Here is a 13,530-nt window from a genome sequence, read left to right as displayed (position 1 = left end):
AACGTTGAGCACCGCCGCGACCCGCACCACAGGACCCGACCACCTCTGGACGGTGGACGAGCACCTGGAGGACATCCTCGCGACCGTCCGCCCCCTGGAACCCATCGAGCTGCAACTGCTCGACGCCCAGGGCTGCGTCCTGGTCGAGGACATCACGGTGCCGGTCTCGCTCCCGCCCTTCGACAACAGCTCGATGGACGGCTACGCGGTGCGGGTCACGGACGTCGCGGGCGCGAGCGAGGAGTACCCGGCCGTCCTCACGGTCGTCGGCGACGTCGCGGCGGGCCAGGCCGAACCCCTCCACGTGGGTCCCGGCCAGGCCGCCCGCATCATGACCGGCGCCCCGCTGCCGCCCGGCGCGGAGGCCGTTGTCCCCGTGGAGTGGACCGACGGAGGCCTCGGCGAAGGCCCGGTCACCGGCATGCGCGCCCGTAGCCAGGCCCCCGAGGCGGCCGCCGGACACGTGCACGTCTACCGCTCGGCGGAGGCACGCGCGCACGTGCGCGCGATGGGCAGCGACGTGAAGGCCGGCGACCGCGCCCTGGACGCCGGCACGATCCTCGGCCCGCCGCAGATCGCCCTGCTCGCCGCCATCGGCCGCGGCACGGTCCGCGTCCGCCCCCGCCCGCGCGTGGTCGTCATGTCCACCGGCAGCGAACTTGTCCAGCCCGACGAGCAGTTGGGCCCCGGCCAGATCTACGACTCCAACAGCTTCGCCCTCACCGCCGCCGCCCGCGACGCCGGCGCCATCGCCTACCGGGTCGGCGCCGTCGCCGACGACGCCGACACCCTCCGCTCCACCATCGAGGACCAGCTCGTCCGCGCCGACCTCCTGGTCACCACCGGCGGCGTGAGCGTCGGGGCGTACGACGTCGTCAAGGAGGCCCTGTCCTCCGTGGGCGACGAGGACGAGGAGGGCGCCGGGATCGACTTCCGCAGGCTCGCCATGCAGCCCGGCAAGCCCCAGGGCTTCGGCTCCATCGGCCCCGACCACATCCCGCTGCTCGCCCTCCCGGGCAACCCGGTGTCGTCGTACGTCTCCTTCGAGCTGTTCGCCCGCCCCGCGATCCGCACCCTGATGGGCCTCGACGACGTCCACCGCGCGAGGACCCGCGCCACCCTCACCACCGACAAGGCGCTGACCTCCCCGAAGGGGCGCAGACAATTCCTGCGCGGGACGTACACCGACGGTGAGGTCACCCCCGTAGGGGGCGCCGGATCGCACCTGGTCGCGGCCCTCGCGCTGGCCGACGCGCTGATCGTCGTCCCCGAGGACGTCGAGTCCGTCGAGCCCGGCACCGAGGTCGAGGTGGTCCTGCTCGGCTGAGCACTCCTGGTTGGCGGTACCGTGTCGCGCACAACACGCCCGGACCGGGAGCGCCGCACAGCATGACTGAGCCTTTCCGGGGGGACACCCCCGGACCCCTTGAGCAGCACCGCCTCACGCACATCGACGACGCGGGCGCCGCCCGGATGGTCGACGTGTCCGGCAAGGACGTGACCGCGCGCACCGCCACCGCCAGCGGACGCGTCCTCGTCTCGCCCCGCGTGGTCGAACTCCTGCGCGGCGAGGGGGTCCCCAAGGGCGACGCCCTGGCCACCGCGCGGATCGCGGGCATCATGGGCGCCAAACGCACTCCCGATCTGATCCCGCTCTGTCACCCGTTGTCGGTGTCGGGTGTGAAACTGGACCTGTCGGTCGCGGACGACGCCGTACGCATCCGGGCCACCGTGAAGACGACGGACCGCACGGGCGTCGAGATGGAGGCCCTCACCGCGGTCTCCGTCGCCGCGCTCACCGTGATCGACATGGTCAAGGCGGTCGACAAGGGAGCGGTCATCACGGACGTACGCGTGGAGGAGAAGACGGGCGGCAAGTCGGGGGACTGGAGCCGGACATGAGCCCCGACGATCCGGCCGGCGGCGCGCCGCCCGCGCCGTACCGGGCACTGGTGGTCACCGCCTCCAACCGCGCCGCCTCCGGGGTCTACGAGGACCGGGGCGGCCCCTTGATCGCCGCCGGCCTCAAGGGCTTCGGCTTCGCGGTCGAGGGACCGCGGGTGGTCCCCGACGGCGACCCGGTGGAGGCCGCCCTGCGAGCCGCCGTGGCGGCCGGTTACGACGCGGTCGTCACCACCGGCGGCACCGGCGTCTCGCCCACCGACCGCACCCCCGAGGCCACCCGCGCGGTCATCGACTACGAGGTGCCGGGCATCGCCGAGGCCATCCGCGCGTACGGCCGGGAGAAGGTGCCGACCGCGGCGCTCTCCCGTGGCCTGGCCGGGGTCGCCGGGCGCACACTGATCGTCAACCTGCCGGGTTCCACCGGCGGGGTGAGGGACGGCCTCGCCGTCCTGGAACCCCTGCTGGCGCACGCCGTCGACCAGATCCGAGGCGGCGATCACCCCAGACCCGCCGACACCAGTGGGGGTGCGAGCTGAACAGCCCATCCTGGCCCGCCGTACTGGCGGACGGCGACATCGTCCTGAGGCCGATAAAACTCCGCGACCAGCGGGACTGGCGCGAGGTCAACCGGCGCAACCGTGACTGGCTGCGTCCCTGGGAGGCGACGATTCCGCCGCCCACGCCCAGCGGGCCGATCGCACACCGGCCGACCTACCGCCAGATGGTCAGGCACCTGCGCTCCGAGGCGAACGCGGGCCGGATGCTGCCGTTCGTCATCGAGTACCAGGGGCGCCTGGTCGGGCAGTTGACGGTCGCCGGGATCACCTGGGGCTCGATGTGCTCGGGCCACATCGGCTACTGGGTGGACGAGTCGGTGGCCGGGCGCGGAGTGATGCCGACGTCCGTGGCACTCGTCGTCGACCACTGTTTCCGGGCTGTCGGACTGCACCGCATCGAGGTCTGCATTCGCCCGGAGAACGGCCCCAGCCGCCGGGTCGTCGAGAAACTCGGATTCCGTGAGGAGGGGCTTCGGCCCCGTTATCTCCACATCGACGGAGCCTGGCGCGACCATCTCGTCTTCGCGCTCACCGCGGAAGAGGTCCCCGAAGGGCTGCTGGCCCGCTGGCAGCGGGCACGCTCCCGGAGCACACCGCACGACAATCCCGCGTAACGGGGAGCCTGTCGGCACGGAAGCCCGGAAGCCCGGCTCCCCGGAAATGGAATAAATGTTCGAAAGTGATCGACGGATGACCACCTTGGGGCAATGAATTCGCCAACTCCGCGGCCTGTTGATCGCATCGGTCACAAAAAAAGCTCGAAATATCAGCCAGATCGTGCGACACACCGGCTCAATTGGCAGATGGCCTCACGCAAACCCCTCTACCGTGTGAGGCGTGAGCAGCAGCGGCCTCATCTACGCAGTCATTGTCGGGGCCTGGGCCGCCTACTTGGTGCCGATGTGGCTCCGTAGGCAGGACGAGCTGAACGAGGCCCGTCCGACGGAACGCTTCAGCACCGCCATCCGGCTGCTGTCCGGACGGGCGGGAATGGAGCGCCGGTACGCCAAGGACCTGCGGGCGCGCTCCACCGAGGAGGGGGAGTCGGGCGCCGTCGTGCCGGACGCCGTCACCGACTCGGTGGACGTCCGGGCCTTCGCCATGCCCCCGGCCCGTCCCCAGGTGCACGCACAGGTCCGCCGGCCGGGCCCGGACCGGTCGGAAGCGGCGCGGGAACCGGAGCGCGAAGCAGCGCGCGAGCCCGCGCGTGAGCCGGGTCGCGAACCGGCGCGCGACCAAGCTCGGGACCACGCGCGAGACCAATCCCGGGACCAAGCCCGCGGTCAGACCCGCGACCAGGTCCGTGAACAAGCCCGGGACCAGGCGGCCAAGTCGGCACCCCAGCAAGCCTCCGTCTCCGCCCCCGTCCCCGCCCCGGCCTCCGCCCAGGCGTCCAAGCCGGCCGCCAAGTCCGCCCCGGCGTCCGCCCGTAGGCGCGTCCCGGTCGGACGGCGTACGCCCGCCGAGGAAGCCGCCGCGGCGCGCGCCCGGCGTGTGAAGGTGCTCGCGCGCCGCCGGCGTACGACCGTGATGCTCTTCCTCGCCTTCACGCTCGGCGCGATCGTCGCGGCGGTCGGCGGGCTCGCTCTGCTCTGGGCGCCCGCTGTGCCGGCGGTACTGCTCAGCGGTTACATCGCCTACCTGCGCTCCCAGGAACGCAGCCGCTTCGCCTACCAGATGGACCGCCGTCAGGCCGAGGCCGCCGCGCAACGGCTGCGGGAGCGTCAGCCGCGCCGGCGCGCGACCGTGGACGCCGGGATCGACGACGCCGAGGAGGGACCCGAACCGGAGACGGACCCCGGGATGTCCGCCCTCGCCGCCGACCGCCGGGCCCTCGTCGAACAGACCGACCACGCCGAGTGGGTCGACCAGCAGCGCGAACGGCAGCGCCGGCCGGGCCAGGGCGACAGCTGGGACCCCGTACCCGTACCCCTGCCGACGTACGTCACCGCACCGGTCGCCCCGCGCGCCACCTCCGACGTGGACCTCGGGGCGCCCGACGCGTGGAGCTCCGCGCGCTCCAGCTCGGTGGCACCGGAGCAGGAGGCACAGCCGGCGGCCCGGGACGAGGAGGAGGCGGAGGACTTGTCGGACGAGGACAAAGCCACGGCCGACGGCCGCACCGACGCCCGCCGCGCAGCCTCCGCCCGCCGCGCCCGTGAACGCGGCCGCACCCCGCTGTTCGACCAGTACGAGGACGGCGAACGGCCCCGCGCGGCCAACGAGTGACCAGGCAAGGAACGGATTTCCAAGCACCCTGACGGGGATGCTAGAGTTTCACTCGTTGCAAGGGCCTGTGGCGCAGTCTGGTAGCGCACCTCGTTCGCATCGAGGGGGTCTGGGGTTCAAATCCCCACAGGTCCACTGCAAGGCCGTTCACGAGTTAGCTCGTAGACGGTTCACGAGATCCCGTCCGATCACTTCGATCGGACGGGATCTTGGCGTTTCTGGACTGTACGGGAGGTCTGGGTGCGGGCGGTCGGGCGCCGTGGCGAGGATGCTGCGTGTTCTTGCTTGCGCCTGGGCGTGGGGAAGCACGCCGACTGGATTGATCGGCGTGCTGAGGTGATGTGGGGCTGTTCCACGCGCGGTTGGTCAGAGGGGATGTGGCGCTACCACGCCCGTCGAGCGACGGCAGCGATATCCCTCCTGGTCATCCGAACGTAGGCGCGTGGGTGCTGTGATCACGGCCTCGGAGCCGTCCTGGATTTCCCGTTCACCGGATTGAACCCGCGCTGCTCTGCCAAGTTGGTGACCGCACTACGTCGTGAGAGCGCCGGCGGGGGCCGGACGGGCCGACCGTGGAGTCTGCCGTTGGACGACCGCGTCCTGCTGGTCGCGGCGCCGCTGCTCGCACTCCAACTCCGGAAGCGATTCCTTGAGGACACCGTGCTCGTCGCGGACGGCTCCCTGGTGCCCACCTGCGACCACACGGTGGCTGAGCAGTCCAAGAACTATCGTCCCCACCAACCATCAGGTCGTCATCGACGCCGACACCCGTCCGGTCGTGATGGTCGGCCGACCACTGCCGAGTGATCGCAACGACGGCAAGGCGTGGGCGGAATCCGGCGCGAAGGCCGCCGTCGGTCAGACGACCACGATTGCCGATGGCGGGTATCCCGGCACGGGGCTGGTGATGCCGCACCGCCGACGCGAAGGCGAGGAGCTCCCTGCTTGGAAAGAGGAACACAACCGCTCACACAAACAAGTCCGGGCTCACGTCGAGCACGCCTTCGCCCGCATGAAGAGCTGGAAGATCCTCCGAGACTGCCGCCCCAACGGCGAAGGCGTCCATCACGCCATGCTCGGCATCGCACGCCCGCACAATTCCGCGAACTGCCCGACGGATGCCTACCAGGTCGTGAAAGCGAGCGTCATCGGATCGGGGCTTGTCTCGCCCACGTAGTAGCCGCTGCCCGTGTGCAGGAAGAACCGCCCGTCGTCGTACAGCATGGGCTGCTTGACTTCGTTGCTGATCAACGAGTGCAGCGTGCTGTTGAGCGACAGTTCGTCGGGCATCTCCATCAACGTGGTGCTCCTGCCGGTGGCGGGGTCCAGGCGCAGGACCCGGGCGGGGGTGGTGGGTTCGGCCTTCTGCGCGGCGACGAGGGTCTTGCCTTCGGCGCGCACCGGAACGAGGGTCGAGTCGTCCGGGGCCGGGAAGCTGCGGATGGCCTTGCCGGTGGTCAGGTCGAAAGCGGTGATCCGGTTGCCCGCGGAGTAGTTGTGGGGGTCGCTGCCGAGGTAGGCGGTGTCGCCGCTCACGACCGTGGCGCCGCAGCCGCCGGCGTCACCGCACCCCGCCACGTAGTCGTCGCCGAGTTGGATGGTGGACTGCACCTTGCCCTCGTCGGAGATGGTGACCAACTGGTCGGCGTCCAGGCCCTTTTCGTTCTGGAGCAGGCCGAGCACGAGCGGCTCACTGGACACCAGCCAGGCGCCTTTGGCCTTCGGGACCTCGTACCGCCACGTAGCTTTGCCGGTGCCCGGATCGCGCTCGCCGATGCGGAACTTCATGCCGGCGGAGGTCTTGCAGTAGGACAGGGTGAGGAGTTCTTTGCCGCCGAGGTGTTCCTCCTGGGTGCAGCCGTCGGCCGGGGCGGTCCACGCGGGGGCGCCGGTGGAGGTGTCGTAGGCGGCGGACCCGCCGGGCCAACCGGCCGCCGCGACGGTGTCGCTGATCGCGACGTTCAGCCCGAGCCCGAGGCTGACGCTCTCGTCGGTGATCGGCTTCTCCCACACCTTGACGCCCTTGTTCACGTCGATCACCGCGAACCGCGTGCAGTGACTTTTGACGGTGTCCTCGGTCGCGTGGAACACGACGGCGACGAGACCGGCGGAGGTCACCGTGCGGGAGGCCCCGCAGAGCCCGCCGGAGAGCGGGACGGTCCAGGCGCGCTTGCCGGTGGTCAGGTTGTAGCCGGTGACGGCCTCCTCGGCGCCGGTGGCGTAGACGCGGGAGGTGAGCCAGGCTCCGGGAGTCTGGATGTAGTCGCTGACGCTCTTCGGCTGGGGCGGGTCTACGTTCAGGAGCTGCCGGCCGTCGATGGTGGTCGGGGTGGGCGTGGGGTGCGTGGAGGTGGCGCTCGCCCTGTCGTCCGAGGAGGAGGTGGAGTCGTCGCCGCGGAGCATGAGGACCGTGCCGGTGGCGAGGAGAGCCAGGACGGCGGCCACTGCGCACAGCACGAGCGGCAGGCGCCGTCCGCGGGTGGGCGGTTGCTGAGGCGGGGGCGGGAACTGAGGCTGGGCATAAGGATTCTGAGCGTGCGGCAGAGGGCCCGGCTGAGGTGGCTGGTAGGGGCCGTAGGGCTGAGTGGGCTGATATGGCCCGGCCTGCTGGGGGTACGGGGGCGGCTGCGGAGGACGGCCTTGCGAGGGAGGTGGCAGTGGCGGCTGCGACATGGGGTGCGGTTCTCCTTCGCGCGGGCGCGTGGCTGCGCGGGGCGCGCGACTCGGCGTGGATGACGGGAACATGTTCGCAGATGTGATCATCCTGACGCCACGAGGGTGGCCGGGTGCCCGTCGGCGGGGAACGATCACTCGCCCCGCGGGAAATGATCTCCGAGGGGCTACGTCGTGCCTGATCGGGTCGACCGGTGAACACCCCACAAAGCAACAAGATCCCGTCCGATCGGAAGATCGGGCGGGATCTTTGCGTCCCCGGCCCGGGCGCCTGTCGTCTGAGGAGCCGACAGGTGTCCGAGGTCACAGCGGTCATGGCCGTCACAACGCCTTCGCGAAGCACCGGCTCTCGTCGAAGTGGCGGTAGTAGCCGAACTTCACGCAGGGCTCGTAGCCGCTGGACGTGTAGAGGGCGATGGCCTCGGGCTGCTTGGTGCCGGTTTCCAGGACCATGCGGGTGCGGCCGGCGGCGCGGGCGTCGTCCTCCAGGGCGGACAGCATGCGGCGGGCGAGGCCCCGGCCTCGTGCCTGCTCGATCACGAACATCCGCTTGAGTTCGGCGTCGCCGTCCTCGTTGCCCTCGCCGTTGGAGTCCTGGGAGCGCCAGCCGCCGGTGGCGACGGGCCTGTCGTCCTCGTCGTACGCGATCAGGTACATGCCGTTCGGCGGTTCGAAGTCCGTCGGGGCGAGCGGGGTGGAGTCGCCGCCGTCGCCGTAGCGGACGTGGTACTCGGCCTGGACCTCGTCGTTCAGCTTCACGGCGTCGGGGTGGTCGAAGGGCACAGTGCGTAGATTCACGCCGAAAATCGTATACCTGCGCGAAAGGGAGATCAGGGCTCCGTCCGGTGTGCCGGTATCGTGCCGGAGTGCTCACTGTGACTACAGCAAATGTCAACGGACTGCGGGCCGCCGCGAAGAAGGGCTTCGTGGAGTGGCTCGCCGGGACCTCCGCCGATGTGCTCTGCCTCCAGGAGGTGCGAGCCGAGCCGCAGCAGCTGCCGGAGCACGTCCGCACCCCCGACGGTTGGCACGTCGTGCACGCGCCGGCCGCCGCCAAGGGCCGCGCGGGCGTCTCCCTCTACACCCGCCGCGAACCCGACCGCGTCCAGGTCGGCTTCGGATCGGCCGAGTTCGACGACAGCGGCCGCTACGTCGAGGCCGACCTCCCCGGCGTCACGGTCGCCAGCCTCTACCTGCCCTCCGGCGAGGTCGGCACCGAGCGGCAGGACGAGAAGATCCGCTTCATGGACGAGTTCCTCGCCCATCTGAAGGACCTGCGCGAGCGGGCCGCCGCCGACGGCCGCGAGGTCGTCGTCTGCGGCGACTGGAACATCGCCCACCAGCCGGCCGACCTCAAGAACTGGCGCGCCAACCAGAAGAACTCCGGGTTCCTGCCGGAGGAACGCGAGTGGCTGAGCCGGGTCTTCGACGCGGCGGACGGCGCGTACGTCGATGTCGTACGGGCGCTGCATCCGGACGTGGAGGGGCCGTACTCGTGGTGGTCGTACCGGGGGCGGGCCTTCGACAACGACAGCGGATGGCGCATCGACTACCACGTGACCACGCAGGGGCTCGCCGCCAAGGCGATCAAGGGGTATGTCGAGCGGGCGGCCACGCACGACGAGCGGTGGTCGGACCACGCGCCGGTGACGGTCGTCTACGACCTCTGAGTGTCCTGACCGCCCTGACCGCCCTGACCGCCCTGACCGCCTTGTTGCAGTCGGCGGTCCATCGCCATCGACAGTTCCGCCTCCACCACGCTCTTCGCCAGCGGCCGCAGCCGTTGCAGGTCCTCCGCCGTGCCGCCCTGCGCGAGGACCAGGTCGGCGAAGAGGCCGGCGAGGGACTCCGTGTGGGCGCGCACGCGGCGGCCCGCGTCGAGGACGGCCGCGAGGGGGATGCCCTCGCGGACCAGGGCGGCCGTGACGTCGAGGAGGCGGCGGCTGATGTGGACGATCTCGCTGCCGTCGGTGCCGAGGTAGCCGAGTTCGAGCGAGGCGGCGAAGTTCTCCGGGGTGGCCTGGTCGCCGAAGTAGTCGGCGAGGGCCTCGGGAGTGAGCCGGACCGGGGTCTCCTCGGTGGGGGCGCCCAGGCCCAGCAGCTCGCCGACGTTGCGGCCGTGGTCGAAGGCCTCGGCGAGTTCCGCGATGCCGTTGAGGGTGTGGCCGCGCTCCAGGAGCGCCGAGATGGTGCGCAGGCGGGCGAGGTGCGTCTCGTCGTACCAGGCGATACGGCCCTCCCGGCGCGGCGGGGGGATGAGTTTGCGCTCGCGGTAGAAGCGCAGGGTGCGCACCGTGATGCCGGCCCGCTCGGCCAGTTCCTCCATGCGGTATTCGCGCTTCTGTTCTGCCTTCTCCGCCACGCCCGCACCTTACGTCGTACCCCCGGTAACTTTCCGGCTCCCGCCCCCTACCCATGAGTACGGACCTGTTCTACAGTCCGATTGCGCCAGTGTTCACTGGCGCGATTGTGCGGCCGTATGGGAGGGCACGGGATGACCGAACACGAGCAGGTGCGGGTGGCGGTGATCGGGTCCGGGTTCGGCGGGCTGGGGGCCGCGGTGCGGCTGCGGCGCGAGGGCGTCACCGACTTCGTCGTCCTGGAGCGCGCGGACAGCGTCGGCGGGACCTGGCGGGACAACAGCTACCCCGGGTGCGCCTGCGACGTACCGTCCCACCTCTACTCGTTCTCCTTCGCGCCGAACCCCGACTGGCCGCGCACCTTCTCCGGGCAGGAGCACATCCGCGGCTACCTGGAGCACGTCACCGACGTCTTCCGGCTCCGCCCCCACCTCCGCTTCAACTCCGAGGTCAAGATGATGACTTGGGACGCGGAGCGGCTGCGCTGGGACATCGAGACGAGCAGCGGTTCCTACTCCGCCGACCTCGTCGTCTCCGCGACCGGACCGCTCTCCGACCCCAAGATCCCGGACATCCCGGGCCTCGACTCCTTCCCCGGCAAGGTCTTCCACTCCGCCCGCTGGGACCACGACTACGACCTGCGCGGCAAGCGCGTCGCCATGGTCGGCACCGGCGCCTCCGCGATCCAGATCGTGCCGTCGATCCAGCCCGACGTGGAACGCCTCACCCTCTTCCAGCGCACCCCGCCCTGGGTCATGCCCCGCGTCGACCGCGCCATCAGCGGCGCCGAACGCGCCCTGCACCGCGCGCTGCCCTTCACCACCCAGGCCCGCCGCGGACTCCTGTGGGGACTGCGGGAGTTGCAGGTCCAGGCGTTCACCAAGCGGCCCAACGAGCTGGGCATGATCGAGCAGTTGGCCAAGCGCAACATGGCCCGCTCCATCAAGGACCCGGCCCTGCGCGCCAGGCTCACCCCCGACTACCGCATCGGCTGCAAGCGCATCCTGCTCTCCAGCGCCTACTATCCGGCGCTCGCCCAGCCCAACGTCGACGTCGTCACCAGCGGGTTGAGCGAGGTGCGCGGCTCGACCGTGGTCGGCGCCGACGGCAGTACGGCCGAGGTCGACGCGATCGTCTTCGGTACGGGCTTCCACGTCACGGACATGCCGATCGCGGACCGGGTCGTCGGCGCGGACGGGCGGACGCTGGCCGAGGCCTGGCGGGGCGGAATGCAGGCGCTGCGCGGCGCCTCGGCGGCCGGATTCCCCAACTGGATGACCATCATCGGGCCCAACACCGGCCTCGGGAACTCCTCCATGATCCTGATGATCGAGTCCCAGCTGAACTATCTCGCCGACTACGTACGGCAGTTGGACGTCCTCGGCGGACGCGTAGCCCTCGACGCCCGGCCCGCCGCCGTGGACGGCTGGAACCGGCGCGTGCAGGAACGCATGAAGCGGACCGTGTGGAACACCGGCGGCTGCACCAGCTGGTACCTCGACGCGAACGGCCGCAACACCACCATCTGGCCCGGCACGACCACCGAGTTCCGCACGGCCACACGGCGCGTGAACCTCGCCGAGTACGAGGTCGTACGGGCGCCCGCCGCGAAGAAGACCGGGAAGCCGGAGGTGGTGGACGCATGAGCCGCCTCCTGCATGTCGTCTCCGGGCCCTACGCCCCGCCCGTCCCCGTCCGCGAGGTGACCGTCACCTCGGCCGACGGCTCCCGGCTGCACGCCGAGGTGCACGGCCCCGAAGGCGCGCCGGCCGTCGTCCTCGCGCACGGCTGGTGCTGCTCCACGGCCTTCTGGGCCGCGCAGACAAGGGACTTGGCGGTCGACCACCGGGTCGTCGTCTACGACCAGCGCGGCCACGGGCGCAGTCCGGCGGCCCACACCTACAGCACCGACGCGCTCGCCGACGACCTGGAAGCCGTACTCGAAGCGACCCTCGCTCCCGGCGAGAAGGCCGTGGTCGTGGGGCACTCCATGGGCGGGATGACCGTGCTGGCGGCGGCCGGGCGGGCCCGGTTCCGGGAGCACGCGGTGGCCGTGCTGCTGTGCAGTACGGGCAGTTCGCGGCTGGTCGACGAGTCGCTCGTGGTGCCGATGCGGGCCGGGCGGACCCGGACCCGGCTGACCCGGAAGGTCCTCGGCACCCGGGCGCCGCTCGGGCCGGTCACGCCCGCCGCGCGCCGGATCCTGAAGTACGCGACGATGGGACCCGGTTCCGCGCCGCACATGGTCGAGGCGTGCGCACGGATCGTGCACGCCTGTCCGAGGACGGTGCGGCACGCGTGGTCGCAGGTCCTCGACTCCCTCGAACTCGACGACGGCGTACGGGAGTTGGCGGTGCCCACGGCCGTCGTCGTCGGTACGGCGGACCGGATGACACCGCCGGTGCACGCGCGGGCGCTGGTCGCCGCGCTGCCGCAGTGCGTCGGGAGCACCGAGCTGACGGGACTCGGGCACATGACCCCCGTCGAGGCGCCCGAGCTGGTCAGCGGGAAGATCCGCGAACTGGCCGCCACCTACATCGAGTTGGACCCGAGCGATCAGATCAAGGAGGGCGCATGAGCCGCAAGGTGAGCCTGGAGGGTCAGGTCGCGGTCGTGACCGGGGCCGCGCGGGGCGTCGGCGAACTGCTCGCCCGCAAGCTCTCCGCGCGCGGCGCGAAGGTGGTGCTGGTCGGGCTGGAGCCGGACGCGCTCAAGCAGGTCGCCGAGCGGCTGCACACCGACAGCGCCTCCTGGTACGCGGACGTGACGGATGACGAGGCCATGGCGCGGGTCGCCGCCGAGGTCAAGGAACGGTTCGGGAAGGTCGACATCGTCGTCGCCAACGCCGGTGTCGCCACCGGCGGGCCCTTCGTCGACTCCGACCCGGTCGCGTGGCGGCGGGTGATCGAGGTCAATCTGATCGGGTCCGCCGTGACCGCGCGGGCGTTCCTGCCGGTGCTGATGGAGAGCCGCGGGTATCTGCTCCAGATCGCCTCGCTGGCCGCGATCACGCCCGCGCCGATGATGACCGCGTACTGCGCGTCCAAGGCCGGTGTCGAGGCGTACGCGCACAGCCTGCGCGCCGAGGTCGGCTACAAGGGCGTACGCGTCGGCGTCGGCTATCTGTCCTGGACCGACACGGACATGGTGCGCGGGGCCGATCAGGACGACGTCATGCGGGAGTTGAGGCAGCGGCTGCCGTGGCCGGCCAACAAGACGTATCCGCTGGGGCCGGCCGTGGACCGGATCGTCGCCGGGATCGAACGGCGGTCGAGCCATGTGTACGGGCAGGGGTGGCTGCGGGGCACGCAGGGCGTGCGCGGGTATCTGCCGGGGATCATCGGGTCGGTGGGGCAGCGGGAGATGCGGCGGTTCGGGGCGCGGCTGGAAGGGATGCGTTCCGGGCTTGTCGGGGCGGGTGGAGCCGCTGACGAGGAGGCTCGCGCTACGGAACGTAGCTGACCGAAATGCGAACTGTGTCCGCCCGTGTGAATCTGGTCGAGGCCCGGTCGCGGGCCGTTTCCCCCCCACTACGGGAGTGAACCCACATGGGTATGAAGGACCAGTTCCAGGACAAGGCGAAGGACCTCGCGGACAAGGCCAAGGACAGGATGGGCCAGGGTCAGGACGAGGCGTCGGAGCGCGGCGCGCAGCGGGACGAGGCGTCCGAGCGCATGCAGCGTGAAGAGGACCGGATGGACCAGGACTACGACGTTTAGTCGCTGTCCGATTGCGTGGGACGCCCTGTTTCTTTGGGGCGTCCCACGTTGCGTTGTCGGGTGCCGGCCCCGTGGGGGCTTGTCGCG

13 protein-coding genes, 1 tRNA gene and 1 pseudogene are annotated in these 13,530 nt (G+C 71.0%); 12 read left to right on the top strand and 3 right to left on the bottom strand.

What is annotated here, in order from left to right; translation table 11 throughout:
- The first annotated feature begins 4 nt into the window (after positions 1-4).
- From glp to ACQHII_RS20545, 7 genes and pseudogenes are all read left to right on the top strand, one after another.
- Positions 5-1,327, top strand: coding sequence for a gephyrin-like molybdotransferase Glp (gene glp / locus ACQHII_RS20575; RefSeq protein WP_427920673.1), 1,323 nt, complete (start codon positions 5-7; stop codon positions 1,325-1,327).
- Between the two features lie 62 nt (positions 1,328-1,389).
- Positions 1,390-1,902 (top strand): cyclic pyranopterin monophosphate synthase MoaC, encoded by a 513-nt coding sequence (gene moaC / locus ACQHII_RS20570; protein WP_427920672.1) that lies wholly within the window; start codon positions 1,390-1,392, stop codon positions 1,900-1,902.
- Positions 1,899-2,441: a MogA/MoaB family molybdenum cofactor biosynthesis protein gene (locus ACQHII_RS20565; RefSeq protein WP_427920671.1), complete on the top strand. Its 543-nt coding sequence runs from the start codon at positions 1,899-1,901 to the stop codon at positions 2,439-2,441. Before moaC ends, ACQHII_RS20565 begins: the two co-directional genes overlap by 4 nt.
- A complete protein-coding gene (locus ACQHII_RS20560; RefSeq protein WP_026178195.1) occupies positions 2,438-3,076 on the top strand; it encodes a GNAT family N-acetyltransferase in 639 nt (212 codons plus the stop codon). Before ACQHII_RS20565 ends, ACQHII_RS20560 begins: the two co-directional genes overlap by 4 nt.
- A 223-nt stretch (positions 3,077-3,299) precedes the next feature.
- Complete coding sequence (locus tag ACQHII_RS20555) at positions 3,300-4,691, top strand: hypothetical protein (protein WP_427920670.1); 1,392 nt, start codon at positions 3,300-3,302, stop codon at positions 4,689-4,691.
- Positions 4,692-4,752: 61 nt separating this feature from the next.
- A tRNA-Ala gene (locus tag ACQHII_RS20550) sits at positions 4,753-4,826 on the top strand.
- A gap of 307 nt (positions 4,827-5,133) precedes the next feature.
- Positions 5,134-5,796 (top strand): annotated as a pseudogene (locus ACQHII_RS20545) (transposase); the annotation flags it as partial.
- 17 nt (positions 5,797-5,813) lie between these two features.
- Here ACQHII_RS20545 and ACQHII_RS20540 read toward each other — a convergent pair.
- The gene (locus ACQHII_RS20540; RefSeq protein WP_427920669.1) at positions 5,814-7,136 is read right to left on the bottom strand and encodes a PQQ-binding-like beta-propeller repeat protein; all 1,323 of its coding nucleotides are present in this window, start codon (positions 7,134-7,136) and stop codon (positions 5,814-5,816) included.
- 549 nt (positions 7,137-7,685) lie between these two features.
- A complete protein-coding gene (locus ACQHII_RS20535) occupies positions 7,686-8,162 on the bottom strand; it encodes a GNAT family N-acetyltransferase (protein WP_427920668.1) in 477 nt (158 codons plus the stop codon).
- A gap of 68 nt (positions 8,163-8,230) precedes the next feature.
- Between ACQHII_RS20535 and ACQHII_RS20530 the strand changes: the two genes are divergently transcribed.
- Positions 8,231-9,034: an exodeoxyribonuclease III gene (locus tag ACQHII_RS20530; protein ID WP_427920667.1), complete on the top strand. Its 804-nt coding sequence runs from the start codon at positions 8,231-8,233 to the stop codon at positions 9,032-9,034.
- Here the strand turns inward: ACQHII_RS20530 and ACQHII_RS20525 are convergent.
- The gene (locus tag ACQHII_RS20525) at positions 9,022-9,726 is read right to left on the bottom strand and encodes a MerR family transcriptional regulator (RefSeq protein ID WP_427920666.1); all 705 of its coding nucleotides are present in this window, start codon (positions 9,724-9,726) and stop codon (positions 9,022-9,024) included. The two genes, ACQHII_RS20530 and ACQHII_RS20525, sit on opposite strands and share 13 nt — an antisense overlap.
- 132 nt (positions 9,727-9,858) lie before the next feature.
- Here ACQHII_RS20525 and ACQHII_RS20520 point away from each other — a divergent pair, with 132 nt between their 5' ends.
- From ACQHII_RS20520 to ACQHII_RS20505, 4 genes are all read left to right on the top strand, one after another.
- The gene (locus ACQHII_RS20520; RefSeq protein WP_427920665.1) at positions 9,859-11,370 is read left to right on the top strand and encodes a flavin-containing monooxygenase; all 1,512 of its coding nucleotides are present in this window, start codon (positions 9,859-9,861) and stop codon (positions 11,368-11,370) included.
- Complete coding sequence (locus ACQHII_RS20515) at positions 11,367-12,302, top strand: alpha/beta fold hydrolase (RefSeq protein ID WP_427920664.1); 936 nt, start codon at positions 11,367-11,369, stop codon at positions 12,300-12,302. The genes ACQHII_RS20520 and ACQHII_RS20515 overlap by 4 nt, the downstream gene beginning before the upstream one ends.
- Complete coding sequence (locus tag ACQHII_RS20510; protein WP_427920663.1) at positions 12,299-13,186, top strand: SDR family oxidoreductase; 888 nt, start codon at positions 12,299-12,301, stop codon at positions 13,184-13,186. Before ACQHII_RS20515 ends, ACQHII_RS20510 begins: the two co-directional genes overlap by 4 nt.
- A gap of 86 nt (positions 13,187-13,272) precedes the next feature.
- Positions 13,273-13,443 (top strand): hypothetical protein, encoded by a 171-nt coding sequence (locus ACQHII_RS20505; RefSeq protein WP_427920662.1) that lies wholly within the window; start codon positions 13,273-13,275, stop codon positions 13,441-13,443.
- The last annotated feature ends 87 nt before the right edge of the window (positions 13,444-13,530 follow it).

The sequence above is a fragment of the Streptomyces sp. cg40 genome, from assembly GCF_050320165.1.
Classification (GTDB): Bacteria; Actinomycetota; Actinomycetes; order Streptomycetales; family Streptomycetaceae; genus Streptomyces; species Streptomyces hokutonensis.
The sequence above is the reverse complement of the archived record's forward strand: the minus strand, read 5'-3'. Positions and strand labels throughout refer to the sequence as shown.

Bases quoted from the DNA above. Each gene is read 5' to 3' on its own strand.
- ACQHII_RS20515 (WP_427920664.1), top strand. From the start codon at position 11,367: ATGAGCCGCCTCCTGCATGTCGTCTCCGGGCCCTACGCCCCGCCCGTC.
- ACQHII_RS20505 (WP_427920662.1), top strand. From the start codon at position 13,273: ATGGGTATGAAGGACCAGTTCCAGGACAAGGCGAAGGACCTCGCGGAC.
- ACQHII_RS20565 (WP_427920671.1), top strand. From the start codon at position 1,899: ATGAGCCCCGACGATCCGGCCGGCGGCGCGCCGCCCGCGCCGTACCGG.
- moaC (WP_427920672.1), top strand. From the start codon at position 1,390: ATGACTGAGCCTTTCCGGGGGGACACCCCCGGACCCCTTGAGCAGCAC.
- ACQHII_RS20520 (WP_427920665.1), top strand. From the start codon at position 9,859: ATGACCGAACACGAGCAGGTGCGGGTGGCGGTGATCGGGTCCGGGTTC.
- ACQHII_RS20510 (WP_427920663.1), top strand. From the start codon at position 12,299: ATGAGCCGCAAGGTGAGCCTGGAGGGTCAGGTCGCGGTCGTGACCGGG.